The following is a 25,419-nucleotide window of genomic DNA, read 5'->3' as shown; positions in this document are numbered from 1 at the left end:
CTTGACCTGCGCCTGGGGCCGACACGGTGTCGTCGGGATGCGGCCTTTACCCGATCCGGGCCTCCGGTCGGTGCGGTTCCGCCCGTGGGGGTCGCCACTGTGCCCCTTTTCCCCTGTCGCGCAGGGGTTCGCGCCACCGTAATCCGGATCACGGGGTTCTTCCCGCGCGTCCGGGATTTTCCCGGCCCCGGACCCTTGTTGGAGCCGGGAGTGCGGCCCTTCGGGGTCACTCCACGGCGCCCCGCCCGAAGGCGGTTCTCGGCGCCGGCGCACCGCGCGTTCCGCGCACCCCTGAACGTCCCGATCCCGGTAGGAGATTCTCCGGTGACCCTTGCCTCCGTGCGCCCCGATCGCCGCCACGCGGCGACCCCGACAACCGTTCCCGCGGCCCCGGCGCCCGCGGCCCCCGCGCCGCAGCCGAACGCCACGGCCGCCCCGGCGGCCCCGGCGGCCCGGCCGCCCCGCCCCGCTCCGGGCCGGGCCCGCGCCCTGCTGCTCGCCGTCGTGCTGGGCGCCCTGTCCGCCGTCGGCCCGCTGGCCACCGACCTGTACCTGCCCGCGCTCCCCGACATCGCCGCCGACCTGGGCACCAGCGAGTCGGCCGTCAAGTTCACCCTGACCTCGGTCATGGCCGGGATGGCCCTGGGCCAGCTGGTGGTGGGGCCCCTCAGCGACCGCTGGGGGCGCCGCCTCCCGCTGCTCGTCGGCACCGCCGTGTTCACCGCGACCACGGTCGCCATCGCCTTCTCCCCCACCGTCGAGGTCTTCTCCGTCCTGCGGTTCCTGCAGGGGCTGTCGGCGGCCGCGGGGCTGGTCGTCTCCCGCGCGATCGTGAGCGACGTCTTCGACGGCGAGGCCGCCGCCGTGTTCTTCTCCCGGCTGGTGCTGCTGTCGGGCCTGGCCCCCATGCTCGGGCCGATCCTGGGCGGGCAGCTGCTGCTCCTGGGCCCGTGGCCGGTGCTGTTCGGCGCGCTGGGCGCGGTCGGCCTGCTCGCCACCGCCCTGGTCTGGTGGGCGCTGCCCGAGAGCCTGCCCCGGGAGCACCGCACCGCGGTGGACCCGCGCGGTCAGCTGCGGGTGTTCGGCGCGCTGCTGCGCGACCTGCGGTTCCTGCTGCCGACCCTGACCCTGGCGCTGGGCTTCGGCATGTCGTTCACCTACATCTCCGCGTTCTCGTTCGTGTCCCACAACGAGCTGGGCGCCGACGCCCAGCGGTTCGCCCTGGTGTTCGCGGTGACCACGCTCGGGATGATCCTGGGCAACCAGGTCAACGCCCTGCTGGTGCGGCACGTGGAGATCCACCGGCGGCTGCTGCTGGGCCTGGCCGGTTCGATCGCGTCGGTGGGGGCGCTGGTCGCGCTGGACGCCGCCGGCGCGGCGTCGCTGCCGTCGGTGACCGCGGCCCTGTTCGTGATGATGCTGTTCACCGGGCTGGTCTCGCCCAACGCCACGGCGCTGGCGCTGGCCCACCTGCCCGCCGACCGGGCCGGGAGCGGCTCGGCGCTGCTGGGGACCCTCCAGTTCGGCCTGGGCTCGGCGGTGGCGGCGCTGGCCGGCTGGGGCGGCGCGGTGACCCTGGCGGGCATGAGCACGGTGATGCTCGCCTCCGCGGTGGGCGCCGCCGCGGTGTTCTCCGTGACGGCGGTCGGCGCGCGACGCGCCCGGACGCAGACGGCGTGAATCCGGGGTGAATGTCGGCCGGGGCCGTTAACCTGGGCGGTTCGTGCAAGGCGACCAGGGGGAAGCGGTATGTCCACCTTTCCGAACCCGCAGGCCCGTCCGCTGACCGGGCGGGGACCGGCCGAATGGCAGGAGGCGCTGGCCCGGCTGTCACGGGGGGCGGGGGCCGCGTGGCTGACGGCGGTGCGCCCGGACGGGGCCCCGCACACCCGGCCGGTGCTGGCGGTGTGGGTGGACGGCCAGCCGTTCTTCGCCTCCGGTGCGGGCACCGCCAAGTCCCGGCTGCTGGCGGGGGCGCCGCGGGTGAGCCTGGCGTTCACGGTCGCGGGGATGGACGCGGTCGTGGAGGGGGCGGCCGAACCGGTGGGCGACCGCGACCGCCTCACCTGGGTGGCGGCCGCCTACGCCGAACTCCACGGCTGGGCCCCGGTGCCGGGCGAGGGCGAGCTGACCGGCCCGGAGGGGGCCCCGACGGCGGGTCCGCCCCCGTACGAGGTGTACACGGTGGTGCCCTCCGACGTGTACGCGTTCCCCACCGACGAGGACGGCCCGGCGCCCACCCGGTGGCGGTTCGACGTGTGGCCGTGATCACGGGAAGGTGAAACGCCCGATCTCAGGGGTAAAGGTCTGCTGAAGACAAAGGACGGTACAGCCTCGACCCCCCTTGCGGAGGCGGACCCATGCGAACGAAGATCGTGATCTCCGTACTCGTCGTGATCTGGCTGGTGATCGGTGTGATCGCCGTGTTCCAGCGCGGCCTGTTCAGCGACGAGCCCTCGTGCTCCAACGTCGGCTACACCCTCGGGACCGTTTTCGTCGGCCCCCTGAACTACATGGGCGTGAACCCGACCATCGAGTGCCCGCCCCTGCCCGAACCCTCGGAATGACCCGCGGGTCCTCGGCCGTGCCGGGGGATCACCTCCCCGGCACGGCGCCGCGCCCCCTCAGTCCAGCAGGCGTTCGACGAGTGCCTGCCAGCTGTCCGCCAGCGGGTGGCAGGCGCCCGGCTCCGGCGGAGCGGCCTCGTCCCTCGACAGGAACAGCGTCAGGGGCCCCTCCAGGGCCCCGGTGAGCTGCACCGCGAGGCCGTCCAGGTGCGGCGGGGGGACGGGGAGGGCGGCCAGCAGCATGCGGAAGTGCGGGAGGGTCATGCTCACCGCACCGCCCGGGGCGGGCTGCGCGTAGTCCACCGCGGCCCGGACGACGGCCAGGTGCTCCAGTAGGAAGCCGATGCGCAGGCGTCCGTAGGCGATCAGCCGCTCCCGGGGCGGGGCGCCCGGCCCCAGGGGCGGCGGACCGGACAGCACGCGCTCCTGGAAGCGGTACTCGCTGTCGTCGAGCAGCGCCCGGAAGATGCCCGCCCGTGTGCCGAAGCGCCGGAAGACCGTGCCCTTGCCCACACCGGCGCGCTCGGCGAGGGCGTCCATGGTCACGTTCTCCACGCCGTTCTCGGCGATCATCGCGCGCGCCGCGGCCAGGAGGAGTTCGCGGTTGCGCGCCGCGTCCGCGCGTTCGGGGCGCGGTTTCCCGAAGGGCACCAGTGGGAGGTTCACGGGGCCAATCTACCCCGGGAACAATAAGCGGGGTAAAGTCCGTTTAGGATGGCGTGCGAACGCGCGACCCGGGTCCCCCGGTGCGCCGCCCGTCCCGTGCGCCGTACCCGGCGCGCCCGCAACCCCGGCTGAAACGAGTGAGTTCCGTGAACCTGTTCCGTCTGGACGCCAGCATCCTGCCCGCCGCCTCCGCGAGCGCCGAGATCGCCGACCTGACCGAGGCCGAATGGGCCGCCGCCCACCCCGGAGGCCGCGTGGTCCGCCGCCACCTGGGCACCGACCCGCTGCCCTCCGACGCCTGGGCCCTGGCCACCACCGCCGGTTTCACCGCCGAGGCCGACCGCACCCCGGGCCAGCGCGAGGCGCTCGACCTGGCCGCGTCCCTGGCCGCCGAACTCCAGGACGCCGACGCCGTCATCCTGGCCGTGCCGCTGTACAACTACGGCGTCTCCCAGCACTTCAAGGCCTGGGCCGACCTGGTGATCTCCGGCGGCGGGGCGGGCACCCCGCTGCTCAAGGGCACCCCGACCGTCCTGGTCACCACCCTGGGCGGCGGCTACGGGCCCGGAGCCCCGCGCGAGGGCTGGGACCACTCCACGCCCTACCTCCAGCGGCTGGTCGCCGACCTGTGGGAGGCCGACCTCACCCTCATCAAGCGCGAACTGACCCTGGCGGCCACCACGCCCGCCATGGAGGGGCTGCGCGGCCTCGCCGAGGAGCAGCGCGCCCGGGCCCTGGACACCGCCCGCGACGCGGGCCGCGCACTCGCCGTCGAGTAGCCCCCGGGTGGGGCGGGCCCGCCGGCCCGCCCCAGCCGGAACCCCGGCCCCGGTCGCCGTCAGGCGCGAACGGTGAAGGGGGCCCGCAGCAGGTCCTCCTCGCGGGAGGACGGGCCGACCCGCAGCTCGAAGCCGCCCGGCTCCACCCGCCGCACCCCTGCGGCGTCCACCAGGGTGCAGTCGGCCACCGGCACCTCCAGCGCCACCCGCCGGACCTCCCCCGGGGCCAGCTCCACCTGCCGGAAGGCCTTGAGCTCCCGGTCGGCCCAGGTGACCGAGGTGACGGTGTCGGAGACGTACACCTGCACGGTCTCCAGCACCGGCCGGCCGCCGGTGTTGGCGACGGTGACCTCGGCGCGCACGGTGTCGCCCGGGCCCAGGTCGGCCTCGGCGACCACCAGGTCGGAGTACTCCACCCGGGTGTAGGACAGCCCCTCGCCGAACGCGAACGCGGGCCGCTGGGTGAGGTCGGCGTACCGGTCCCCGTGCTGGCCGCGCACCTGGTTGTAGAAGGTCGGCTGCTGCCCGGCGTGGCGGGCGTAGGAGACGGGCAGCCGGCCGGACGGCTCGATCAGCCCGAGCAGCAGTTCGGCGACCGCCCGGCCGCCCTGCATGCCGGGGTTGGCGGCGTGCACCAGGGCGGCGGCGTTCAGGGCCGACTCCGGCAGCACCAGCGGCTTGGAGGAGACGACCACGACCGTCATCGGCGTGCCGGTGGCGGCGAGCGCGTCCAGCAGGGCGGTCTGGGCGCCGACCAACTCCAGGGTGGCGGTGGAGCGCCCCTCCCCGACCAGCTCGATGCGGTCGCCCACGACCGCCACGACGTGGTCGGCGGCCTCGGCGGCGGCGACCGCCTCGGCGATCATCGCCTCGTCCGGTTCGGCGGGGTGGACCACGGGCGGCCGGGGCTGGCCGTCGGGGAAGGCGGCCCCGGCGGGGTCCGGTCCCAGGCTGCAGATGTCGGCCCCGCGGGCGTGCACGACCTTCCAGCCCTCGGGCGCGTGGTCGCGCAGGCCGTCCAGGACGGTGCGGGTCAGTTCCCGGGGGTGGCCCTCGGGCAGCCAGTCCACCTGGCCGGAGGCGCCCGCCCAGTCGCCGAGCTGGGTGTGGGGGTCGTCGGCGTTGGGGCCGACGACGGCGATGGTGCGGGCGGCCTCGCCGGTGCGGGCCACGGCGCGGCCGTCGGGGCCGGGGGCGCGCTCGTCGGTGAGCGGCAGCGTTCCGTCGTTGGCGAGCAGGACCAGGGAGCGGCGGGCGACCTCCAGGTTGAGGTCGGTGTGCTCCCGGCGGCCGATGACGGCCCGCTGGCGGGCGGGATCGGGGTGGCGGGGGTTCTCGAACAGGCCCAGCTCGAACTTGAGCGCGAGGATGCGAGCGACGGCGGCGTCGATCTCCTCCTCGGCGAGCATGCCCCGGGCGACGGCGTCCTGGGCGCCCTCGAAGAAGCCCGGGGTGGTCATGACCATGTCGTTCCCGGCCCTGACGGCGGCGGCCGCGGCGTGGGTGTGGTCGGGCTGGATCTTCTGCTCCCACACCATGCGGCCGACGTTGTCCCAGTCGGTGACGAGGGTGCCGGTGTAGCCCCACTCGCCGCGCAGCACCTCGTCGAGCAGCCAGGAGTTGACCGTGATCGGCACCCCGTCCATGGACTGGTAGCCGAGCATGAAGGTGCGGCAGCCCTCGCGGGCGACCCGCTCGAACGGGGGCAGGAACCAGGAGCGCAGCTTGCGCCGGGAGATGTCGGCCTCGGTGGCGTCGCGGCCGCCCTGGGTCTCAGAGTACCCGGCGAAGTGCTTGGCGCAGGCCAGGATCGCGGTGGGGTCGTCGAGGCCGTCGCCCTGGTAGCCGCGGACCATGGCCGAGGCGAACTCGCCGATCAGGTGGGGGTCCTCGCCGAAGGTCTCGCCGACCCGGCCCCAGCGCAGGTCGCGGGTGATGCACAGGACCGGGGAGAAGGTCCAGTGGATGCCGGTGGCGGCGACCTCGACGGCGGTGGCGCGGGCGGCGCGCTCGATGAGCCCGGGGTCCCAGGTGGCGGCCATGCCGAGCTGGGTGGGGAAGACGGTGGCTCCCTCCCAGAAGGAGTGGCCGTGGATGCAGTCCTCGGCGATGAGCAGGGGGATGCGCAGCCGGGTCCGCTCGGTGAGGGCGGCGGCCTCCAGGACGAGCTCCGGGGAGGTGTGCAGCAGGGAGCCGGCGTGCATGTCCTCGACCAGGGGGCGCACCCCGCCCCGGGCGTCCAGCTGGAGCATCTGGCCGACCTTCTCCGGCAGGGTCATCCGCGCGACCAGGTCGGCGACCCGTTCGGCGACGCTCAGCGCGGGGTCGAGGTAGGGGTGCGGGGCGTTCACCAGGGGTTCCTCCTGCGGTGGCGGATTGTAGCGGTCGGTCACGGACAGGCATGGGAGCGATCCCACGGCGTCTACGCTACGACATCGGGCCATGGGACGAGGGGGCGGGGACGCGTCATCCCCTCGCCGGCCGCGCACCCCCGTCCCGGCGTCCGGAAGCCCGCTCCCCACAGGCCCGGCCGCGCGCTCCGAGAGGGGCCGGGCTCAGGCGATCGGTCCGAACAGGTCGGTGCGGTCCAGGTCCCCGGTGTCCAGGGCGTCCAGGGCGGCGCCGATCCTGCGCTCCTCGTACCCGAAGTGGGTCTCCATGACCGCCTCGATGCCGTCGAGGTGGCGGTGCAGCTCCTCGGCGTCCCCGCCCCGCTCCAGGGCCTTCTCCAGGGCGCCGATGAGGTGGTCGAGCATGGAGTGGTCCTGCTTGAGCTGCGCGACGACCGGGGCCAGCCCCGGGTCGGCGGCGACCAGCAGGGGGAAGAGGGTGGTGTCCTCGCTGCGGTGGTGGCCGGTGAGGGCTCGGCAGAACCCGTGGCAGTACAGCAGCAGGTCCTGTGCCGCGCTCCCGGTGTCCTCACCGCGGTCGACGGCGGCCCGTGCGACGCCGATCGCGTCGCGCAGCCTGCGGTGGACCGCCTCCAGCTCCCGCCGCCACGCCGCGGCCCGTCCCTCGCCCATCGTCCCCCTCGTCGCCTCGGTCCCCGTGAAGAGCCTCCGGAAGGCTAGCAGCCGCCCGGCCGCGGGGTCAGGCGGCGGGCAGGCGGTGGCGGGCCGCGAACAGCCACAGCTCCCGGTACGCCGGGACGGTGTCGGTGGTGCGGCCCGGACCGCTGGCGGAGGCCGCCCCCGGCCAGGTGTGCCCGCCCCGGGCCACCACCAGGTGCCGGACGTCGGCGCCCCCGGCGCAGCCCGTCCACTCCAGCGCGGTCACGTCGGGTCCCAGCCGCTCCGCCCGCGGACCCCGGAGGCAGCCGTTGGCCGCGGCCCGGTCGGCGTTCCACCGGGCGACGTCGGGCAGCCCGCGCCCGGGGTCCCCGGTGTAGGGGATGGTCTCGTCCGCCGTGCCGTGGAAGGAGACCACCGGCACCGCCCGGGAGGTGTCGCACTCCAGGCCGTGCGGGTAGAAGGCCGCCGCCACCGGCGCGATCGCCGCGATCCGCCGCGGCGCCGCGCAGGCCAGCACGGCGGTGAAGCCGCCCCCGTTGGACATGCCCGCGGCGTAGACCCGGGTGCGGTCCACGCAGGTCAGCGACTCCACCGTGTCCAGGAGCGCGTGGGTGAAGGCGACGTCGTCGGCCCCGGGCGGGGAGTAGGGGGCGCCCTGCCAGGCCGACCGGTCGTCCTCGCCGGTCAACGCGTCGGGCAGCACCACCACCGCGGGCAGCCCGGTCAGCCCCGAGTACCCGGCCATGCCCTCGGCGCTGCCTCCGCGCCCGTGGTAGGCCAGCAGCACCGGCCAGGCGCGGCCGGGGGTGTACCCCCGGGGCAGGTGGACCAGGTACTCGCGCTCCACACCACCGCTGACCAGGGAGTACCGCACCGCCTCCCCCGGCTCCTGGGGCGCGGGCAGCCCGCAGCCCGTGGAGCGGTACCCCGGGTCCGGGTCGTGCGGGACCGCCGCGCCGGGGGCGGCCACGGCCAGGGCCGCCAGGGCGAGCACCAGCACCGAGCGGACGAGCATGCGCAGGGGCACGCGATACTCCTTCCGGCGACGACATTCGGACAACGGAGACGTTATCGACTTCCCGGTTATAAATCGGTTCTCTCGCGCGCGGCTGTTTTGCTACGTTCGACCCGCGGGCCGTGGGACTTCGGCCGTGACTTCCGAGAACTGCCTTGTACGCACCATTCACGCCGGTCACGCCTACATCACCCCGGTCCGCACCCCTTCTTCTCCCTCCCGGACCCTCCCCGAACGATGACCGACACCTACACCGACCTGCTGGCCTGCGAGGACCTGCTGCTCTTCGCGGCCGCGGCGATCTCCTCCACCGGTCAGCACGAGTTCCACGTCGACGCGGAGGGCCAGCGCCTGTCCCTGGACTTCCTGCACGAGTACGTGCACGGCACCCTGCCCGACCTGTACGCGCTCATGCTCACGCTGCACGTCAACGACCACAACGCCGCCCGGATCGTGCACACCCTGCTCGCGCACCCGCGCCCCGGGCAGGACCCGGATGCCCGGGACCGGGAGAACTCCCTGATCCGCCGTCGGCTGGCGCTCATGCCGCCCCAGCGCGTGTACCGCCTGTTCCGGGCCCTGGCCGCCGAACGCGTCAACAACCGCCGCACCCGCGCGGTCATCCGCGCCTGGATCGCACGGCGCCCCCTGGAACTCGACGCCCTGAAGTACCGCGACGGCCTGCGCGCCGCCGTCCGCCACGCCCGCGTGCGGCTGCCCGGCGAGGTGGCCCGGTTCCTGTTCTCCTCCCCCGCCGTCCGGCGCTCCCTGCCCTACACCGCCCCGCTGCTGGAGGCCCACCGCCGCGCCCACTACTCGGCCCGGGCCCTGTACGGCCTGCCCTTCACCGTCGCCGAGGGGTTCGCCGCCCACCACCGGGTGCCCCGGGCCGTGTTCCTGGAGGGCATCGCCGAACACGCCACCGCCGCCGAGCGGCTGCGCCTGGACCGCACCGCGCGACGGCACGGACTGGACTCCCCATTGGCCGACCCGGGCTCGGCCCCGCTCCTGCGGCTGTGCTCCCACGTGCTGGCCCTGCCGGTCGCCGAACGCCGCGAGCGGCGCGCGGAGCTGGAGTCGGCGCTGGAGCGGGCCGCCCGGCGCACCGCCGGCCCGCTGGCCGGCACCTGGCCCCGGACCGCCGCCGTCCTGGACGACAGCTACTCCTCCATCGGCTCGACGGCGCGCCGCAACCGCCCGCTCGCCCTGGCCCTGGCCTGCCACCACCTGCTGCGGGTGCTGTCCCCGCAGGGGACCTCGCACTGGGTGTCGGGGCACACCGACCCGCTCACCGTCCGCCCCCAGGGCCCCACCCGGCTCGCCGAGCCCGTCCTGGACGCCCTGGACACCGGGCCCGCCCGGGTGGTCGTGGTCTCCGACGGGTACGACGACACCCCGCCGCTGCTCTCCGACGCCCTCCTGCTGTGGCGGCGGCGCGTCGACCCCGACCGTTCGGTGACGATGGTGCACCTGTCCCCGGTACTGGACGACTCCTGGTCCCCGCACCGGCTGTCCCCGGCCGTGCCCACCATCGGCCTGCACGACCCCGCGGTGCTGCCCTCCCTGGTGGAGCTGGCCCGGTTCGGCGAAGGGCGGCTGGGCCTGTCCGACCTGCGCGCGCACCTGGTGGCCACCGCCGACACCCTGCTGGCCGCCGACCGGCGGAAGGGGGCGGCGTGAGCGACGCCCAGGGCCTGGACCTGACCGGGGTCACCACCGGCACCGCCCAGCAGTGGGGCGCCGTCCGCCTGGTGCCGCTGCTGCGCGCCGCGCCGGTCCCGGGGCTGCGGCTGCACCCGCTGGCCGCCGACGACCTGCGCGACGACCCGCCCCTGGCCCGGGAGTACGCGGACGCGTGCTGCTACGTCCCGCACGCCTACGTGCTGACCTGGCAGGAGGACGACGCGCCCAGCGCCGCCTACGGGACCCGGATCGTTCCTCCCGGGCGCTCGTCGGCGCCCCGGCGCATGCACCTGGACCCGCGCGGCCGCGGCGTGCGCACGGCCTACCGGGGGCGGGGCCGGTTCCTGCCGATGCGCCTGGCCGTGGACGGGCTGCTGTCGCTGTTCTCCGGCGGACCCGAGATCGCCTGGGCGGAGTGGTCGCGGCACCTGCTCCTCCAGGGGCTGTCCGCCCCCGCGATGGACACCTACATCGGTGCGGAGATCCACGGCCTGGCCGCGGCGCTGCGGGTCTTCGAGATCCACCGGGACCAGTGCGGTGTGGCGGTGTACGTGGCCGACGCCCTGGCGTCGGTGCACCTGTACCCGCACCCGGACGACTACCGGGCGCTGCACACGAGCATGCTGATGGACCTGTTCGGCGAGACCCTGTACACCTACGGGATGCTGCGGGCGACGGTCCCCCCGCTGTACACGCCGTTGCGGGAGTCGCGGGTGCGCTCCCTGGCGGACCTGCGCCGGGAGGTCGCGCGCAGCCGCGACCGGACGCGGGAGGGCCACGACTCCCTGATGCTGTCGGCGCTGACCGACGGGCTGTACCGGAGCGGGCGCGGTGTGGACTTCGGCGGATGGGAGCACGCCGGGCCGGACGGCGGGGACCGCCGGCCCCGGTTCCGCACGGGGTGGCTGGCCCCGGAGCCGACCCGCGGGGACGACCTCCACGTCGGCGAGGTGATCCAGGACCGGCACGGCCGGACCGCCTACCTCAAGACACTGCGGCTGTCGGCCGCCCAGGCGCGGCAGGCCCGCCTGCTGTACGCGCTGGGCGCGGCGCAGTGGCGGCTGAAGCAGGCCGCCGCCGATCTGGGGATCACGGAGCCGGCGCTCATCGACCGGCTGGACCGCGCGGGGCTGGGCCACCTGCTCGCCCCGGGCCTGCTGCAGGCCCACCGGGCCGAGCGCCGCCGCGCGGCCCGGCGCCGCTGACGCGGGCGCGGCCGACCGGCCCGCCGGCGTGCGGCGGCAAGAGGCGGACCGACGTGCGGCGGGCCGGGCGGCGGCAGACAGGCCGACGGGCGATGGCGACAGGCGGGCCGGGCGGCGGGCGCGGCCGCTCAGCGGTCGGCGGACCGGCCGTCGGCGATGCGGCGTTCGACGCCGTCGAGCAGCCAGGACAGGCCCTCCTCGAAGACCTCCTCCGTCCCCGGGCCCGGTTCGGTGAGGCGCTCGACCGCGGGGAACCGGCCGGAGGGCGCGCGGTCGGCCAGGTACTCCAGCTGGGCGTCCGACCAGGCGCGGCCGCCCGGGGCGACCCGGCGGGCGGTGCGGTCGGCGTCCACCGCCCGGGCGGCGTGGCCGCGCACGTAGCCGTCCACGGCCCCGATCACCGCGAGGGCCTCCCGGTCGGCCAGGCCGGTGCCCCCGAACACCCGCAGCGCCGAGTCGGTCCAGGCCAGCGCGCCCGGGCCGACGGGGCGCTCCGTGCCCATGAGGTCCACCAGCCAGGGGTGGGCGCGGTAGCCCGCCAGGTCGGCGCGGGCCCAGGCCGCCACCTTGTCCCGCCAGGTCCCGGGCAGGGTGTGCGGCAGCGGCGCCTCCGCGATCACCGTGTCCACCATCAGGGCCAGCAGGGCCGCCTTGTCCGGGATGTAGGTGTACAGGGTGGCCGCGCCCACGCCCAGGGCGGCGGCGACGCGGCGCATGGACAGGGCGGCCAGGCCCTCCTCCTCCGCGACCGCGGTGGCGGCGCCGACCACGCCCCGGACGGTGAGCCGGTGCCGGGGTCCGCGCCGGGGCGGGTCGATGCCGTTCCACAGCAGGTCGAGGATCGGCCGCGGGTCGTCCTCGGTCGCCACTGGCGCCTCCCGTCCCCCCGACGTACATTGAAACTCCGAACGTTGTACGGAGTATAGCCGGGAGGCCCCATGACCACCCCGCCACCACCCCCCTCCCCCGGCCGGGCGCGGGCCGGGGCGGTGGCCGCGGCCGCCGGGTTCGCCCTCCTCGCCGCCTTCGCGCCCCCGCCGGCGGTCCCGCCCGGCGCGGCGCTGCTGCTGTGGGTGCTGCTGCGCGCCACCGGGACGCCGCTCCCGGCCCTGGGCCTGACCGGCGGAGCCCGGTCCGCGCTGGCGGCCGCGGGGACCGGGCTGGCCGCGGCGCTGGCCGGGGCGGCCCTGGTCCTGGGCGCGGCGCTGGCCCTGGGCGCCTGGACCCCGGCCGCACCGCCCGCGGCGGCCTGGGGCGCGGCCGCGCTGGCGCTGGTCGCGGTGGTGCTGCCCGAGGAGGCGGTGTTCCGGGGCTACGTCCAGTACGCCCTGGGCACCCGCCGGCGGGGACTCGGCGCGGTGGCGGCGCAGGCCGCGCTGTTCGCCCCGGCCGCCGCGCTGGTGCAGGGGGACCCGGGCACGCTGGCCACGGGTTTCGCCTTCGGGTTCCTGCTGGGGTACCTGCGGCTGCGCTCGGGCCGGCTGTGGACCGCCCTGGGGGTGCGCGCCGGCCTGCTCCTGGCCGGGGTCTGGGCCGCCGGGCTGTCCCCCGGCTGGGCGGCGGCGCTGTCGGCCGCCGCGGGCCTGGCCGCCCTGGCGGCCGTCCGCCCTGCGGCCCCGGCCCGTTCAGCGGCGGCCGGGGACCCGCCCCCGCGCCGCACCCTGGCCCAGAGGGGCGTGCTGTACGACGTCGGCTCCTCCTACCTGCCGGGGCAGCACTCGCGGGAGCGGTGGCGGCCCGACGTGGTGGCCGGGGAGATGCGGGTCATCGCCCAGGACCTGCACTGCAACGCCGTCACCGTGTTCGGCCACGACCTGGGCCGGCTGGAGGAGGCCGCCCGGTCGGCGCTGGACCACGGGCTGTTCGTGTGGGTGCAGCCGCGCCTGGTGGACGGGACCCAGGACGAGATCACGGAGCGGCTCGGCCGCGCCGCCGCCTTCTGCGAGCGGCTGCGCGCCGACCACCCGGACCGAGTGGGGCTCAACGTCGGCTGCGAGCTGTCGGTCTTCACCCAGGGCATCGTCCCCGGGGACACGTTCGCGGTGCGCACCGCCCGGCTGGCCTGGCTCTTCCCCCTGTCGCCGCTGTTCGACCGGAGGCTGGACCGGCTGCTGCGGCGGCTCGCCCGCACCGCCCGGGCCGGGTTCGCGGGCCCCCTCACCTACGGGTCGGGCGGCTGGGAGAACGTGGACTGGTCCCCGTTCGACCTCGTGGGCGTGGACCACTACCTCGACGGCAGGGGCCTGCGCGCCTACCGCGACGGGCTGCGGGCGCTGCACGGCTGGGGCAGGCCGGTGCTGGTCACCGAGTTCGGCTGCTGCGCCTACGAGGGCGCCCGCGAGGCGGGCGGGTCGGGCTCCGACATCCTCGACTGGAGCGACCCGGACGACCGCAGGGTGCGGCCGGGGTACCGGCGCAGCGAGAAGGTGCAGGCCGACACCCTGGACGAGCTGCTGGACGTGTTCGAGACCGAGGAGGTGCACGGGGCGTTCGTGTGCATGTTCATCGAGGGCGACTGCCGGTACTCCGAGGACCCCGAGCGCGACCAGGACAAGGCGTCCTTCGGGATCGTGCGCCCGCCCTCCCTGGAGTCGGGCCTGTCCCCCGACGACGGGCACTGGGAGCCCAAGGAGGCGTTCCACCTCCTGGCCCGCCGCTTCGCCGCCGCCCCGGAGCCCGGTCCCGGCACCGGCCCGCGGCACGGGTGAGGGGCGTCACGGGGCGCCCGGGCTCCCGCCGGGAAAGGTGGGATGACAGACTTCCACCATGCTCGGCATCACCGACCTGCCCACCTACCTGGCGGGTCTCGTCCTCATCGTGCTCCTGCCCGGCCCCAACTCCCTGTACGTGCTCTCCGTCGCCGCGCGCGGCGGGACCCGTTCCGGGTACACGGCCGCCGCCGGGGTCTTCACCGGCGACGCCGTGCTCATGCTGCTCGCCGCGGCCGGGGCCGCCACGCTCCTGAAGACGAACCCGGTCGTGTTCGCGGTCGTGAAGTTCGCGGGCGCCGCCTACCTGGTCTGGATGGCCTTCGGGATGCTGCGCTCCGCCTACGCCATGTGGACCACCCGGCACCGGCGCAGCCTGGAGCAGCAGGCCGCCGACGCCTCCGGGGCCGAGGCCGCCGAGCGCCCCTACCGGCGGGCCCTGGTGGTGTCGCTGTTCAACCCGAAGGTGATCGTCTTCCTGATCTCCTTCTTCGTCCAGTTCGTCGACCCCGCCTACCCCTACCCCGCGGTGTCCTTCCTGGTCCTGGGCCTGCTGCTGCAGCTGGTCAGCTTCCTGTACCTGTCGGCGCTGATCTTCAGCGGCACCCGCCTGGCCGCCGCCTTCCGGCGGCGGCGCAGGCTCTCGGCCGGGGCCGCGTCCCTGGCGGGCGCCCTGTTCCTGGGCTTCGCGGTGAAGCTGTCCCTGAGCTCCGCCTGACGCCCGCGGCCGGTGCGGGGCGGCTCAGGTGCCGCGCAGTTCGCGCTTGAGGATCTTGCCGGAGGCGTTGCGGGGCAGGTCGTCGACCAGCCGGACCTCCTTGGGCGCCTTGAACGCCGCCAGGCGCCCGCGCACGTGCTCGGCCAGCGCCTCCTCCAGCCCCTCGGTGTCCGCCCAGGCGGCGGGCACCACGAACGCCGTCACCGCCTCGATCCACTTCTCGTCCGGCGTGCCCACCACGGCCGCCTCCGCCACCGCCGGATGGGTGTACAGGGCGTCCTCCACCTCGCGGGAGGCCACCAGCACCCCGCCGGTGTTGATGACGTCCTTGATCCGGTCCACCACCTCGATGTAGCCCTCGGCGTCGGCGCGGACCAGGTCGCCGGAGTGGAACCAGCCGCCGCGGAACGCCTCCTCGGTCTCCTCCGGCTTGTCCCAGTACCCCTGGCACAGTTGCGGCGACCGGTACACCACCTCGCCCGGCTCCCCCGGCGGGACGTCCTCTCCCTTGTCGTCGACCACCCGCAGCTCCACGAACAGGGCGGCCCGCCCCGCCGACGCGGGCCGGTCGGCGTGCTCCTCCGGGCGCAGCACGGTGGCCAGCGGGCCGATCTCGCTCTGCCCGAAGCAGTTGTAGAACCCCAGGTCGGGCAGGGCTCCGCGGAGCTTCTCCAGGACCGGTCCGGGCATGATCGACGCCCCGTAGTAGGCCTTGCGCAGGCTGCCCAGGTCGCGTTCGGCGAACTCGGGGTGGTTGGCCAGCGCCACCCACAGGGTGGGCGCGGCGAAGAACGCCCCGTGCCGGCCCGCCTCGATGCGGCGCAGCAGGTCGGCGGGGTCGGGCGCCTCCACCAGGGTGTTGCGCGCGCCCACCGCCAGCCACGGCATGAGGAAGACGTGCATCTGGGCGCTGTGGTAGAGCGGCATGGCGTGCAGGGGCTCGTCGTCGGCGCGCAGGTCCAGGCCCACCACGCACGACAGGTACTCGTGCACGAGCGCCCGGTGGGTCATCATCGCGCCCTTGGGCCGGGAGGTGGTCCCGGAGGTGTACAGCAGCTGCACCAGGTCGGTGTCGGCGGTCTCCACCCCCAGGTCGGGGACGGGTCCCTCGGAGGCCGCGGCCAGCAGGCTGCCGGGGGTGTCGCGCAGCTCCACGACCTGTTCCACCCCGGCGCCGTCGCGGACCGCGTCGACCGCCGAGCGCAGCGCGGGGTCGGCGAGCACCATGGTGCTGCCGGACTGCTCCAGCAGGTAGAGGAGCTCCTCGCCCTGGAGGGCGTGGTTGACGGGGACGTGGACCAGTCCGGCCCGCGCGCAGGCCAGGAACCCGATGAGGTAGGCGTCGGAGTTGCGGCCGTAGGCGGCGACCCGGTCCCCCCTGGCCGCCCCCAGGGCCAGCAGCCGGGCGGCGGCCCGGGTGACGGCCGCGTCGAGCCCGGCGTAGGTCCAGGTGCGGTCGCCGAAGACCAGCGCGGTGCGGTCGGGGGTGCGCGCCGCGCTGCGGTGCAGGACGCCGTCGACGGTGCTGGAGGTGGTGGGGCTCAAGTCGCCTCTCCCTGTTCGCCGGTGCGCCCCTCCGCGGGGCGCGGACACCCCCATCCTGGTGTGACCGGGGCCACTCGGACAAGGGCCGCCCGGTCGGCGGGGCGGCTCCGCGCCCGGGCCCCGCCGGCCGGGCGTCAGCCCTTGAGGGCCCCGGCCATCAGGCCGCGCATGAAGTAGCGGCCCAGCACCAGGTAGACCACCAGCGTGGGCAGCGACGCCAGCACCGCCGCGGCCATCTGCTGGTTGTAGGGCACCACCATCGACCCGGCGACGTTGTTCAGCTGCACCGTCACCGGCCAACTGCCGGGGCCGGTGAGGAAGACCGCGAACAGGAAGTCGTTCCACGCCGAGGTGAACTGCCAGATGAGCGTCACCGCGAACGCCGGCGCCGACACCGGCAGCACCACCGACGCGTAGGTCCGCAGCATGCCCGCCCCGTCCACGCGCGCCGCCTCGATCAGGGTCCGCGGGATGCCCGCGTAGTAGTTGCGGAAGATGAGCGTGCAGATCGGGATCCCGTACACGGTGTGCGCCAGGATCAGCGGGAACACCCCGCCCATCAGGTTCGCGCCCACCAGCATCTGCTGGAGCGGGATCATCACCGCCTGGTAGGGGATGAACATCCCGAACAGGAACAGCGTGAACACCGTGTCCGCGCCGGGGAACCGCCAGCGCGCCATGACGAAGCCGTTCATCGACCCCAGCACCGCGGAGACCGCCGCGCTGGGCACCGCCACCGCCACGCTGTTGCGCAGCCCCGAGGACAGGGCCTCCCAGGCCGCCGCCCAGCCCTCCGTGCTCCAGGTCTGGGGCGGCGACCACGCCCGGGCCGCGGTGGCCTCGGCGAAGGGCTTGAACCCGGTCACCAGCAGCACGTACATCGGCAGCAGGAACAGCACCGCCAGCGCGAACAGGACGGCGAACTTGACCGCCTGCCCGCGGCGGGTGGTCCCCGCCGCCCGGCCGCCGGGCGCGGTCACCCGGTCGGGCGCGCTCTGAACACTCAACGGCCCTCGCTCCGTTCCTTGCGCACCGTCCACACCAGGTAGGGGACGACGAACAGCGCCACCGCGAACAGCAGGTAGGAGGCGATGGTCGCGCCCTTGGCCGGGTCGCGGACCTCGAACACCATCGCCCACATGTACACGGCGGGCACGTCCGCGACGATCTGCTGTCCGGCGATGGCGATGATCAGGTCGAACACCTTCAGCGACATGTGGCCCAGGATGATCACCGCGCTGAGCAGGACCGGCCGCAGCTGCGGCATGACCACGTGCCGGTACACGCCCCACTCCGAGCAGCCGTCCACCCGGGCCGCCTCGCGCAGCTCCTCGGGCACCCCGCGGAACCCGGCCAGGAACAGCGCCATGATGTACCCGGCCAGCTGCCAGATCGCGGGCAGCGCCATCGCCGCCATCCCCAGGTCCGGCGCGGTCCACCAGTCGTTGACCAGGAAGTCCAGGTTGAAGTGGACGAACAGGGCGTTCAGGCCGGTGGCGCGCTCGGCGGGGGCCGGGTTCATCAGCCACCGCCACACCACGCCGGTGGCGATGAAGGACACGGCCATCGGCGCCAGGAACAGGGTGCGGAAGACCGGCTCGCCGCGGATGCCCTTGTCCAGCAGCAGCCCCAGCAGCCAGCCCAGCACCAGGGCGCCGCCGACGAACACCACCGTGAACACGACCGCGTTGCCCACCGCGGCCGGCCAGCGGGCCTCCTGCCACAGCGCGACGAAGTTGGCGAGGCCGACGAACTCGCCCTCCTGGATCGGCGCGTGCTTGTCGCTGAGCGCCAACCGGAGGTTCCAGCCGATCATGCCGTAGACGAAGACGCCGATGAGCAGGATCGACGGGGAGACCAGCAGCAGCCCGGGCAGCCAGGCGCGGGCCCGGTGCAGCGCGCGGCGCGGCGCCGGGCGCGGGCCTCCGCCGGAGGTGCGACCGGGGCCGCCGACGGCGGCCCCGGACCGGTTCGGCGACGTGCTCATTCGGCCCGCGCGGCCGTGACCAGCGCGTCCTGGAGCGCCTCGACGTCGCCGTCGCCCAGGTAGAGGCCGACTGCGGTGTCGACGTCGTTCTTCCACCGGTTGCCGACCGTGACCCCGTGCCAGAACGAGCCCGCCAGCTCCGGCCCGGCCTGCCACTCGGCCAGGGCCGACTCCAGGTAGGGGCTGTCGGCGTAGTTGGCGGGGTCGGCGTCCTCGCGGGCGGGGATGGAGCCCTTGAGGGGGTTGAAGATGTCCTGGCCCTCCCGGCTGCCGACCAGCGCGAGCCAGGTCAGCGCCGCCTCCTCGTTGGGCGCGCCCACGGGGAGGGTGAAGCTGTCGGAGAGCCACATGTAGGTGCCCTCGGTGCCGGGGAAGGCGGCCCAGTCGTAGTCCTCGCCCGGGACCGCTCCCAGTTCGTCGAAGTACCCGGCGGCCCAGTCGCCCATGATGTTGAAGGCGGCCTCGCCGTCGGCGACCCGGCGCGCGGCCTCCTGCCAGTCCTCGGCGGCCGACTCCTCCTGGGTGTGCTCCATGATCCGGTCGAACGTGGCCAGCGCCGCGGCGACCTCGGGGGTGTCCCAGTCGGCGCCGGGCTCCCACAGGGCGTTGTAGGCGTCGGTGCCCAGCGAGCCCAGCAGCACCGACTCCAGCAGGTGGTCGACCGTCCACTGGGCGCCCACCGCCATGGGGATGGCGTCGGTCTCCTCGGCGACGGTCTCCAGCGCCTCCACCAGCTCCTCGGGGGTCTGCGGCGGGGCCTCGATCCCGGCCTCCTCCAGCACCGCGGGGCTGTACCACATCACGTTGGAGCGGTGGATGTTCACGGGGACGGAGTAGACGCTGCCGTCGTAGGTGATCTGCTCCACCAGCTGGTCGGGCAGGGCGTCGTGCAGGCCCTGCTCCTCGAAGAAGTCGTCCAGCGGGCTGAGGTAGCCCGCCTCGATGTAGTCCTGGAGCTCGGCCCCGGCGTGCCCCTGGAAGGAGTCCGGCGGGTCCTGGCTCTGCAGGCGCCCCTCCAGGACCGCCTGGGCGTTGGTGCCCGAGCCGCCGGCGACGGCGGCGTTGACGAACTCGATGTCGGGGTTCTCGTCCTCGAAGCGCTCGATGAGCGCGTTCAGGCCGGCCTCCTCGCCGCCGCCGGTCCACCAGGAGAACACCTCGACCTGGTCGCCGCCCCCGTCCCCGCCGCCCCCGCACCCCGAGGCCACGAGCGCCAACCCGAGCGCTCCCGCCGCGACCGACCACCGCCGTGCACGCATGATCTCTCCTCCCGGAGCGGCGGGGCCGTCTCACGAAGGCGCCCGCCCATCGTGTCGTGGATCACAAAAGCCGTCTGCCGTGCCATCCTTTGCAGTCCGCGCACAACGGGTCAAGGGCTGTAGGGATCCGACGCCGAGGCGTGACCTGACGGCCGTTCCCGTATATGGGAGCGTGACCACACCCGCCTCAGGGCACCAGCCCGTTGACGACCACGGACCCCACGCCGACCCCTATACCGCTGTCCCGGCGGGAGTAGGCGACGACCGCGCCGGGCACCGGGACGACCAGGGCCCGCCCGACCCCGGGGCCGGCGCCGATCCCGATGCGCCGCGGTTCTCCACCGGCGGCACCGTCCAGATCGATGACCAGCACCGTGTCCGAGCCCTGCGTTCCCACCATCGCCTCCCCCAGGGGCAGGCCCCGGGCCACCTCCTCGTACCGTTGCGAGAGCTCGGTGGTGCCGGCCACTTCCCCGGCTGCGCTCGTGCGGTGCACCAGCACGGGTTCGGAGCCGCCGGGGTCCTCCATCACCACCGCGCCCCCCGTGTCCAGGCGCAGGTAGGCGCTCCGGTCCGGTATGCCCCCATCGGCGAACAGCAGGTGGTCGGGGACGATGCCGACCTCCTCCCCGGTGTGCACGTTCAGGGCGACGTCCGAGGTCAGGACCACCGGATCGGTCCCGGGGCGGGCCGGACCGCCCAGGACGAGGATCGGGGCCGCCTTGTCCGGATCGCCCGGACGCTCGTCCCGCCACAGCAGCTCACCGGTGGCCAGGTAGTACCCCGTCACCACGGCCCTCTCCCCGAGGCGCTCCATCTCGTCGCGCTGCTCCCTGTACTCCAGGTCGGCCCAGCGGGGTTCGGCGCCGGGGTCGCGGTCGGTGCACTGCGCACCGACCAGGACGACCCCCTCCTGGACCGCGAGCCCGCCTGTGTCGGCCGTACAGGCGCGGTCGGGGTCCGACGACCCCACCGGCAACCGCCACTCCCCGCCGCCGAAGGGGTCGTAGAAGGTCAGGACCTCGTTCCACTCCGAGATATGGGAGGGAGAGTGCTGCGGGAAGCGGGCCACCGAGAAGGCCGGCCCGTCCGCTTCCCGCTCCTCGAAGGGTCCCTCCTCGACCACCCGGCCGGTGGCGGTGTCCAGGACGGTGCGGATCCACTCCGTCTCCCCGGCCGACGGCTCCTCCTGCGGGTGCGGAGCGTGAACCACGTAGGCGCGCTCCGGCCCGTCGGGGAGCACCCCGGTCTCCAGCACCGGGCTGTAGGGCCTGCGGTAGGTCCACAGCACCTCACCGGTCTCTCCGGCCAGGCCGACCAGGCCGTCGTCCAGAACGACCAGCGGACCGTGCGTCCCGGCCTCCACCCGTCGCACCGCGGTGCTCTCGGGGGACCGCCAGGTCCACCCCGCCCGGGTGATGTCGGTGGGCACCTCGGGGGCGGTCCCCGGGGCCGCGTCGAGGAAGGTGTGCTCCAGCGGCCGGTACCGGGCCGCGGGCCCCACCAGCGCGGCGCACAGCGCCACCACCAGCGCGCCGGCCGCCAGGCCCCCGTACCGGTACCGCCGCGCCCTCTCCGGCCACGTGGCCGATCCGGCCAGGAACAGCACCGCTCCCAGGGAGACCAGCGGCAGCACCGCCCACAGGGCGAGTGTCCGCTCCGACTCCCCGAACACCGTCGGGTCCGCGGTCGGCGCGAAGGAATCCGCGGGGAAGGCCGGGACAGAGCACAGCACGGCGAGGGCGGCCGCCCCCGCCGACCACAGCACCAGGCTCCGGGGCGGCGGCTCCTCCGGCCGGCTCATCCGGTACCCGGCCGCGAACGCGACCACCGTGGCGGTGATCAGCGCCACCGGCACCGCGAACACGCCGTTGCGCACATCCTCGTGGGGACCCTCCGGAGGTGCCCCCGGGGGCAGAGTGAACGCCCACACCCCGAACACCACCGCGGCCGCCGTCACCCCGATCCCCGCCCATGCCAGCGTGTACCCGAACGGCACCCGAGCCCTGGCTCGCTCCACGTCCGCCCCCACCTCTTCCGTTCTCCTCACGGCACCAGCCCGTGGAGGGGCGCGGGGGTCGCCGCGCCGTCGATGAAGGACACCACTGCCCCGGGCACGGCCACGACGCGGTGGGCGGGCGGCCTGTCGCCCGGCCCGTCGCCGGGAACGCGCTCGCCCTCGAAGCGGATCTCCTCCGCCTCGCCCGCCGCGACCGTTCCGCCCAGCGGGACCAGCGTGACGGCGCGGTCCCGCGGGGCCCCGGCCGCTTCCGGGGACGGGAGCACCGCCGTCCGCGCGAGCGGCACCGCCCGTTCCACAGCGGTGTCCGCGGGCAGTCCGTGGACCCTGGTGCGCTGGACGACCCCGCCGTCGGTCCCGGTGCGCAGCAGCTCCACCGGAGCCCCGCCGTCACCGGAACGGCGCAGCACGACCGCCCCCCGGGTGTCGGCGGCGATCCACGCCCGGCCGGCCTCCGTGTCCGTCCCGGGCAACAGGGGCAGCTCCTCCCCGGTGGACGCGTCGAACACCGCGTCCAGGTCCACGACCACGGTCCGCGCGCCCTCCTGCTGCGGTGCGCCCCCGGTCACGGGCGGGTGGTCGTCGTACCTGTTCCGGGCCGGGGCCTCGTGCCGCCAGACCTGTTCCCCCGTGGCCGCGTCCAGGGCGGTGACGCTGCGGACCGCCCCCTCGGGCACCTCCGAGGGCGGGTACAGGCTCCCGCCCTCCTCGACGAGTCCCTCCTCGTCCATGCCGTGCCGGGCGATGAGGACCCGGTCCCCGTGCACGACCATTCCCTCGTCCCCGTTCCAGTGGCACCACCGGCCCGGGGCCTCGTCCTGCACGGTGTGCTCCCACAGTTCCCCGGTGGAGTCCGGGGAGTGCGCGACCACGGTGGCCCTTCCGTCAGCGCGGACGACCCGGACCCGGACGTCGGCGCCCAGGTGCCCGACCCGGATGGGGTCCTCCGGGTCCGGCTCGGGCATGGGCGCGTCGTGCACGACCTCGCCGGTGGCGGTGTCCAGCACGACGAGGGTCCGGGTCCCGGTCGACGGATCCTGGCGGTGCAGCAGGAAGGCGCGCTCCGGTACGCCGCGGAAGACCCCGGTCTCCACCTCCCGCCCGTAGCGCAGCCGGTAGGTCCACAGCTCCTCGCCGGACGCCCCGTCCAGCGCCGTGAAGCCGTCGGCATGGCGGACGACCGGTCCGCGCGGCCCCGCCTCCACTCCCAGGACGGGCGACCCGGGCTCCCACGTCCACCCCACCCGCGCGACCTCTTCGGGGACCGGCGCGCCCTCGCCCCCGGCCGCCACGGTGTGCTCCAGGGTCAGGAGGGGGCGTGCGAGCGGCACACCCGCCCAGACAAGGCTCGCCGCCGCGGCGCCCGCCAGTGCCCCGGCCGCGGGCCCCTGCCAGGGGCGGGCCCGCAGCCGCCACGGGCCGAACACGGACAGGAGCAGGCCCAGGGCGACGGCGCACACACCGCCCCAGAGGGCGAACAGCGGGACCGGGTACATGCGGTAGCCGTCGTTGACCAAGGTGAGGGCCATGTGCCGGGTGGGCAGGGTCCACCACACCAGCAGCGCCCCCAGGGCGGCGGCGGCCACACGCACCGCGAGGGCGGCCCGGATCCGCCACCGGTCCGGGGCGTCCTCCCCGTCCGGCTGGAAGATGAACGCCCGGGCGACCACGGTGCACACCGCCGTGCCGCCCAGGGCGAGCGCCGCCATCAGGAGCGGCCGCAGGTCCTCCGAGACGCCCTGCGTCTCCTCGGCGAACCGCTCGTAGTCCGGATAGAGCAACGCCACACCCGCCACGAGGGCGGCCAGGCCCGCCCATCCGAACGCCGACCGCACCCGAGCGCCCATCGGCGGCCCCCTGTCCCTCGTGTCCCGATTCCGCACGCGGGAGGACAGCGTAGACCGCCGGTGGGTGCGCGTTCACAGCGGGTCGCGGTTCACCGGAGGGCGAACTCCCCCTTCGGGCCGCGCAGGACGGCCTCCAACAGGGGCTCCGGGCCCTGTGCCAGGTCCAGGTCCACGCCCAGCGCCGCCAGTGCCCGGCCCGCCTCGTCCGGGTCCGGGTGCTCGGCGCGCAGCGACACCAGCTCCAGCGCGGGCAGGTCGCCCAGCCCCGGCTGCGGGGTGCCGCCCCAGTCGATGAGGAACGGCACCGGCTCCGGGTACCGCTCGCTCTCCTTCTTCGCCAGCGACCACCGCAGCTCGCGCCCGTCCGGGGTGGCCCGCGACCACGGCTCGGCGTCGCCCGGGTCGTGGCCCGCGGCGCGGGCCCGCGCCACCGCGGCGGCCAGGTCCGCGACCCCCACCGCGAACGTGGCCAGGTGCGGCCGCTCCAGCGACGCCAGCCCGAACACCCGCACCGGCCCCGGGTCGGCCCGCTCGGGGTCGGGCCCGATGACCTCCAGGTAGTGCGGCGCCCGCTCGCCGCCCACGGTGAGCGCCACCAGCGCGTTCGCGCTCCCCACCGGGTGCCGCCCGCCCGGGGCCGGCCGCACCCCGGTCAGCTCCTCGAACGCGTCGACCCCCTCCGCCAGGTCGGGCACCGCGTACACCAGGTGGTCGAGCGCCTTCGGGAATCCCATTCACTGCTCCTCGGTCGGTCGGGGCCGGCCGCCCCCGCGGCGGGCGCGGCGGGCGCGCGGTCGGGCCGCGGAGCGGCCGCTCCACGACCGGGCCCGGTACGGTCCCGGCCACGGTATCCCCCGGTCCCGGGGCGCCGCCGCACGGACCCGGGGGAACGGCGTTGACCCGGCGCGCCGGGGTCGGTACCTTCTCCGGGTTCCCCCGCTTCTCCCCGTGCCCCCGCCAGAGAAGGCCCCGCAGCCCCACCTTCTTTGAAAGGCCCCTCCTTGCCGTACGGCACCCACGAGCAGCAGGCCCCCGCCCCCTCCCGCCGCAGGGCCCTGGCCCTGGCCGCCGGGCTCGGCGCGGCGGTCCTCGCCGCCGACGCCCTGCCCGCGCACGCCGCCGAGCGGACCTGGCGCACCTCGGGCCCGAACGTCCCCGCCATGGCGCACTTCGACACCGTCATGCGCGACTACATGCAGGCGCGCGGGATCAGCGCCGGGTCGCTGGCCGTGTCCCGCCAGGGCAGGATCGCCCTGGCGCGCGGCTACACCTGGGCCGACCCCGCGGTGGCGACCACCCGGGAGACCGACGTGTTCCGCATCGCCAGCCTGAGCAAGAACATCGCCGGGACCGCCGCGATGCTCCTGGCCCAGCGCGGCGACCTGGACCTGGACGCCCCGGTCGGCGACTTCGTCGACCTGTCGCCGCTGCCGGGCCGGACCGCGGACCCCCGCCTGGGACAGGTCACCGTCCGGCGCGCCCTCCAGCACCTCGGCGGCTGGAACCGGGACGTCTCCGGGGACCCCCTGTGGCGCGACCACGCCCTGGCCGCCGAGTCGGGGTTCGGTCTGCCGCTCTCGGAGGAGGACGTGGTGGCCCACGTCAGCGGCCTCCCGCTCGACGCCGCCCCGGGGACGGCGTACTCCTACAGCAACTACGGCTACCTCCTGGTGTCGCGGGTGATCGCCGCGGTGTCCGGCTCGACCTTCGAGGACTTCACGGTCTCGGACGTCCTGGGGCCGGTGGACGTGGCGCGCATGCGCGCCGGGCGCTCGCTCGCGCAGGGCCAGGCGGGCGAGGTGCGCTACGAGTCGAAGTACACCGCGACCACCGTCCTGGACGCCTCCGGCGCGAAGGTCCCCACCCCCTACGGCGGGTTCAACCTGGAGAACCAGCTGGGCAACGGCGGGTGGGTGGCCTCCGCCGTCGACCTCGTGCGGTACTGCACCGTCTACGACACCCCCGGCGCGGCCGGGGTGCTGACCCCCGCGTCCATCGACGAGGTGATGGCGGTCCCGGAGACCGGCGGCGGGGCCACCCACTACGGGCTGGGCTGGTACGTGCGGCCGACCGCGAACGGGCGCAACACCTGGCACTTCGGCAGCATGCCCGGCACGTACACGTTCCTGGCCCGGTCCAACGGGTACACGATCGCGGCGCTGTTCAACCGGCGCGGCGAGGGCGACGGGCTGAACTGGGGCGAGATCGACCCCAAGCTGTGGTCGGCGGTCAACGCGGTCGGCACCTGGCCGTCCGAGGACCTCACCCCCCGCTACTTCTGACCGGCGGCGCGGGCGGGGCCGCCCCGGCCCCGCCCGCGCGGGACGGCGGGACCCGCCCCGGCCTTGCCGCGAGCCATCCCATGGCCCTACGTTGTTCGATGTTCAACGAACCACTCCATGGGAGCAA

Annotated in this window: 21 protein-coding genes; 9 read left to right on the top strand and 12 right to left on the bottom strand. The window is 75.2% G+C overall.

The genetic code is table 11. The features are described 5' to 3' along the window. Window positions 1–324: 324 nt before the first annotated feature. The 3 genes from ACFVNO_RS20315 (at window position 325) to ACFVNO_RS20305 (ending at window position 2,567) form a co-directional block, all read left to right on the top strand. Entirely contained in the window at window positions 325–1,680 is a 1,356-nt protein-coding gene (locus tag ACFVNO_RS20315) for a multidrug effflux MFS transporter (RefSeq protein WP_378894663.1), read from the top strand. A 69-nt stretch (window positions 1,681–1,749) separates the two neighbouring features. After that, complete coding sequence (locus ACFVNO_RS20310; RefSeq protein WP_378894660.1) at window positions 1,750–2,268, top strand: pyridoxamine 5'-phosphate oxidase family protein; 519 nt, start codon at window positions 1,750–1,752, stop codon at window positions 2,266–2,268. A gap of 92 nt (window positions 2,269–2,360) precedes the next feature. Then, window positions 2,361–2,567 carry a hypothetical protein gene (locus tag ACFVNO_RS20305; protein WP_378894657.1) on the top strand — a complete coding sequence of 69 codons (207 nt, stop codon included), beginning with the start codon at window positions 2,361–2,363 and terminating at the stop codon, window positions 2,565–2,567. A gap of 57 nt (window positions 2,568–2,624) precedes the next feature. Here ACFVNO_RS20305 and ACFVNO_RS20300 read toward each other — a convergent pair whose 3' ends face one another. After that, entirely contained in the window at window positions 2,625–3,233 is a 609-nt protein-coding gene (locus ACFVNO_RS20300; RefSeq protein ID WP_378894654.1) for a TetR/AcrR family transcriptional regulator, read from the bottom strand. 146 nt (window positions 3,234–3,379) lie between these two features. On the opposite strand from ACFVNO_RS20300, the gene ACFVNO_RS20295 reads away from it, so the two are divergent. Then, window positions 3,380–4,012 carry an FMN-dependent NADH-azoreductase gene (locus ACFVNO_RS20295; protein ID WP_378894651.1) on the top strand — a complete coding sequence of 211 codons (633 nt, stop codon included), beginning with the start codon at window positions 3,380–3,382 and terminating at the stop codon, window positions 4,010–4,012. A gap of 59 nt (window positions 4,013–4,071) precedes the next feature. Here ACFVNO_RS20295 and ACFVNO_RS20290 read toward each other — a convergent pair whose 3' ends face one another. The 3 genes from ACFVNO_RS20290 to ACFVNO_RS20280 form a co-directional block, all read right to left on the bottom strand. Beyond that, entirely contained in the window at window positions 4,072–6,429 is a 2,358-nt protein-coding gene (locus tag ACFVNO_RS20290) for a glycoside hydrolase family 3 N-terminal domain-containing protein (protein WP_355259557.1), read from the bottom strand. 138 nt (window positions 6,430–6,567) lie between these two features. Continuing rightward, window positions 6,568–7,035 (bottom strand): hemerythrin domain-containing protein, encoded by a 468-nt coding sequence (locus ACFVNO_RS20285; protein ID WP_378894647.1) that lies wholly within the window; start codon window positions 7,033–7,035, stop codon window positions 6,568–6,570. A gap of 67 nt (window positions 7,036–7,102) precedes the next feature. Further along, window positions 7,103–8,050: an acetylxylan esterase gene (locus tag ACFVNO_RS20280; protein WP_355259551.1), complete on the bottom strand. Its 948-nt coding sequence runs from the start codon at window positions 8,048–8,050 to the stop codon at window positions 7,103–7,105. 225 nt (window positions 8,051–8,275) lie between these two features. Between ACFVNO_RS20280 and ACFVNO_RS20275 the strand changes: the two genes are divergently transcribed. Then, window positions 8,276–9,718 carry a hypothetical protein gene (locus ACFVNO_RS20275; RefSeq protein ID WP_355259548.1) on the top strand — a complete coding sequence of 481 codons (1,443 nt, stop codon included), beginning with the start codon at window positions 8,276–8,278 and terminating at the stop codon, window positions 9,716–9,718. Beyond that, window positions 9,715–10,926, top strand: coding sequence for a hypothetical protein (locus ACFVNO_RS20270; RefSeq protein ID WP_378894642.1), 1,212 nt, complete (start codon window positions 9,715–9,717; stop codon window positions 10,924–10,926). The genes ACFVNO_RS20275 and ACFVNO_RS20270 overlap by 4 nt, the downstream gene beginning before the upstream one ends. Before the next feature lie 128 nt (window positions 10,927–11,054). On the opposite strand, the gene ACFVNO_RS20265 is transcribed toward ACFVNO_RS20270, so the two are convergent. Beyond that, window positions 11,055–11,795, bottom strand: a complete 741-nt coding sequence (locus ACFVNO_RS20265; RefSeq protein ID WP_378894639.1) for a TetR/AcrR family transcriptional regulator C-terminal domain-containing protein — start codon at window positions 11,793–11,795, stop codon at window positions 11,055–11,057. Between the two features lie 69 nt (window positions 11,796–11,864). On the opposite strand from ACFVNO_RS20265, the gene ACFVNO_RS20260 reads away from it, so the two are divergent. Together ACFVNO_RS20260 and leuE are read left to right on the top strand one after the other, a co-directional pair. Further along, complete coding sequence (locus tag ACFVNO_RS20260) at window positions 11,865–13,634, top strand: type II CAAX prenyl endopeptidase Rce1 family protein (protein WP_378894636.1); 1,770 nt, start codon at window positions 11,865–11,867, stop codon at window positions 13,632–13,634. Between the two features lie 58 nt (window positions 13,635–13,692). After that, window positions 13,693–14,352, top strand: coding sequence for a leucine efflux protein LeuE (gene leuE / locus ACFVNO_RS20255; protein WP_355259532.1), 660 nt, complete (start codon window positions 13,693–13,695; stop codon window positions 14,350–14,352). A 24-nt stretch (window positions 14,353–14,376) separates the two neighbouring features. Here leuE and ACFVNO_RS20250 read toward each other — a convergent pair whose 3' ends face one another. From ACFVNO_RS20250 to ACFVNO_RS20220, 7 genes are all read right to left on the bottom strand, one after another. Next, complete coding sequence (locus ACFVNO_RS20250; RefSeq protein ID WP_378894632.1) at window positions 14,377–15,897, bottom strand: fatty acyl-CoA synthetase; 1,521 nt, start codon at window positions 15,895–15,897, stop codon at window positions 14,377–14,379. Between the two features lie 134 nt (window positions 15,898–16,031). Next, entirely contained in the window at window positions 16,032–16,904 is an 873-nt protein-coding gene (locus ACFVNO_RS20245; protein WP_355259526.1) for a carbohydrate ABC transporter permease, read from the bottom strand. After that, window positions 16,901–17,884, bottom strand: coding sequence for a carbohydrate ABC transporter permease (locus ACFVNO_RS20240; RefSeq protein ID WP_378894629.1), 984 nt, complete (start codon window positions 17,882–17,884; stop codon window positions 16,901–16,903). The genes ACFVNO_RS20245 and ACFVNO_RS20240 overlap by 4 nt, the downstream gene beginning before the upstream one ends. Further along, on the bottom strand, window positions 17,881–19,143 hold the full coding sequence (locus ACFVNO_RS20235) for an ABC transporter substrate-binding protein (RefSeq protein ID WP_378894626.1): 1,263 nt from the start codon (window positions 19,141–19,143) through the stop codon (window positions 17,881–17,883). The genes ACFVNO_RS20240 and ACFVNO_RS20235 overlap by 4 nt, the downstream gene beginning before the upstream one ends. 187 nt (window positions 19,144–19,330) lie before the next feature. Next, the gene (locus ACFVNO_RS20230) at window positions 19,331–21,163 is read right to left on the bottom strand and encodes a hypothetical protein (protein WP_378894623.1); all 1,833 of its coding nucleotides are present in this window, start codon (window positions 21,161–21,163) and stop codon (window positions 19,331–19,333) included. A gap of 26 nt (window positions 21,164–21,189) precedes the next feature. After that, a complete protein-coding gene (locus ACFVNO_RS20225; RefSeq protein ID WP_378894620.1) occupies window positions 21,190–23,010 on the bottom strand; it encodes a PQQ-binding-like beta-propeller repeat protein in 1,821 nt (606 codons plus the stop codon). A gap of 89 nt (window positions 23,011–23,099) precedes the next feature. Beyond that, on the bottom strand, window positions 23,100–23,744 hold the full coding sequence (locus ACFVNO_RS20220; protein WP_378894617.1) for a VOC family protein: 645 nt from the start codon (window positions 23,742–23,744) through the stop codon (window positions 23,100–23,102). 267 nt (window positions 23,745–24,011) lie between these two features. Here ACFVNO_RS20220 and ACFVNO_RS20215 point away from each other — a divergent pair, with 267 nt between their 5' ends. Then, window positions 24,012–25,292: a serine hydrolase domain-containing protein gene (locus ACFVNO_RS20215; RefSeq protein WP_355259515.1), complete on the top strand. Its 1,281-nt coding sequence runs from the start codon at window positions 24,012–24,014 to the stop codon at window positions 25,290–25,292. Window positions 25,293–25,419 lie beyond the last annotated feature (127 nt).

Origin of the sequence: Nocardiopsis sp. NPDC057823 (assembly GCF_042797335.1) — a bacterium.
In the GTDB taxonomy this organism is placed as follows: Bacteria; Actinomycetota; Actinomycetes; order Streptosporangiales; family Streptosporangiaceae; genus Nocardiopsis; species Nocardiopsis changdeensis.
Note: the sequence above shows the minus strand (reverse complement) of the source record. Positions and strands in the feature narration are given on the sequence as shown.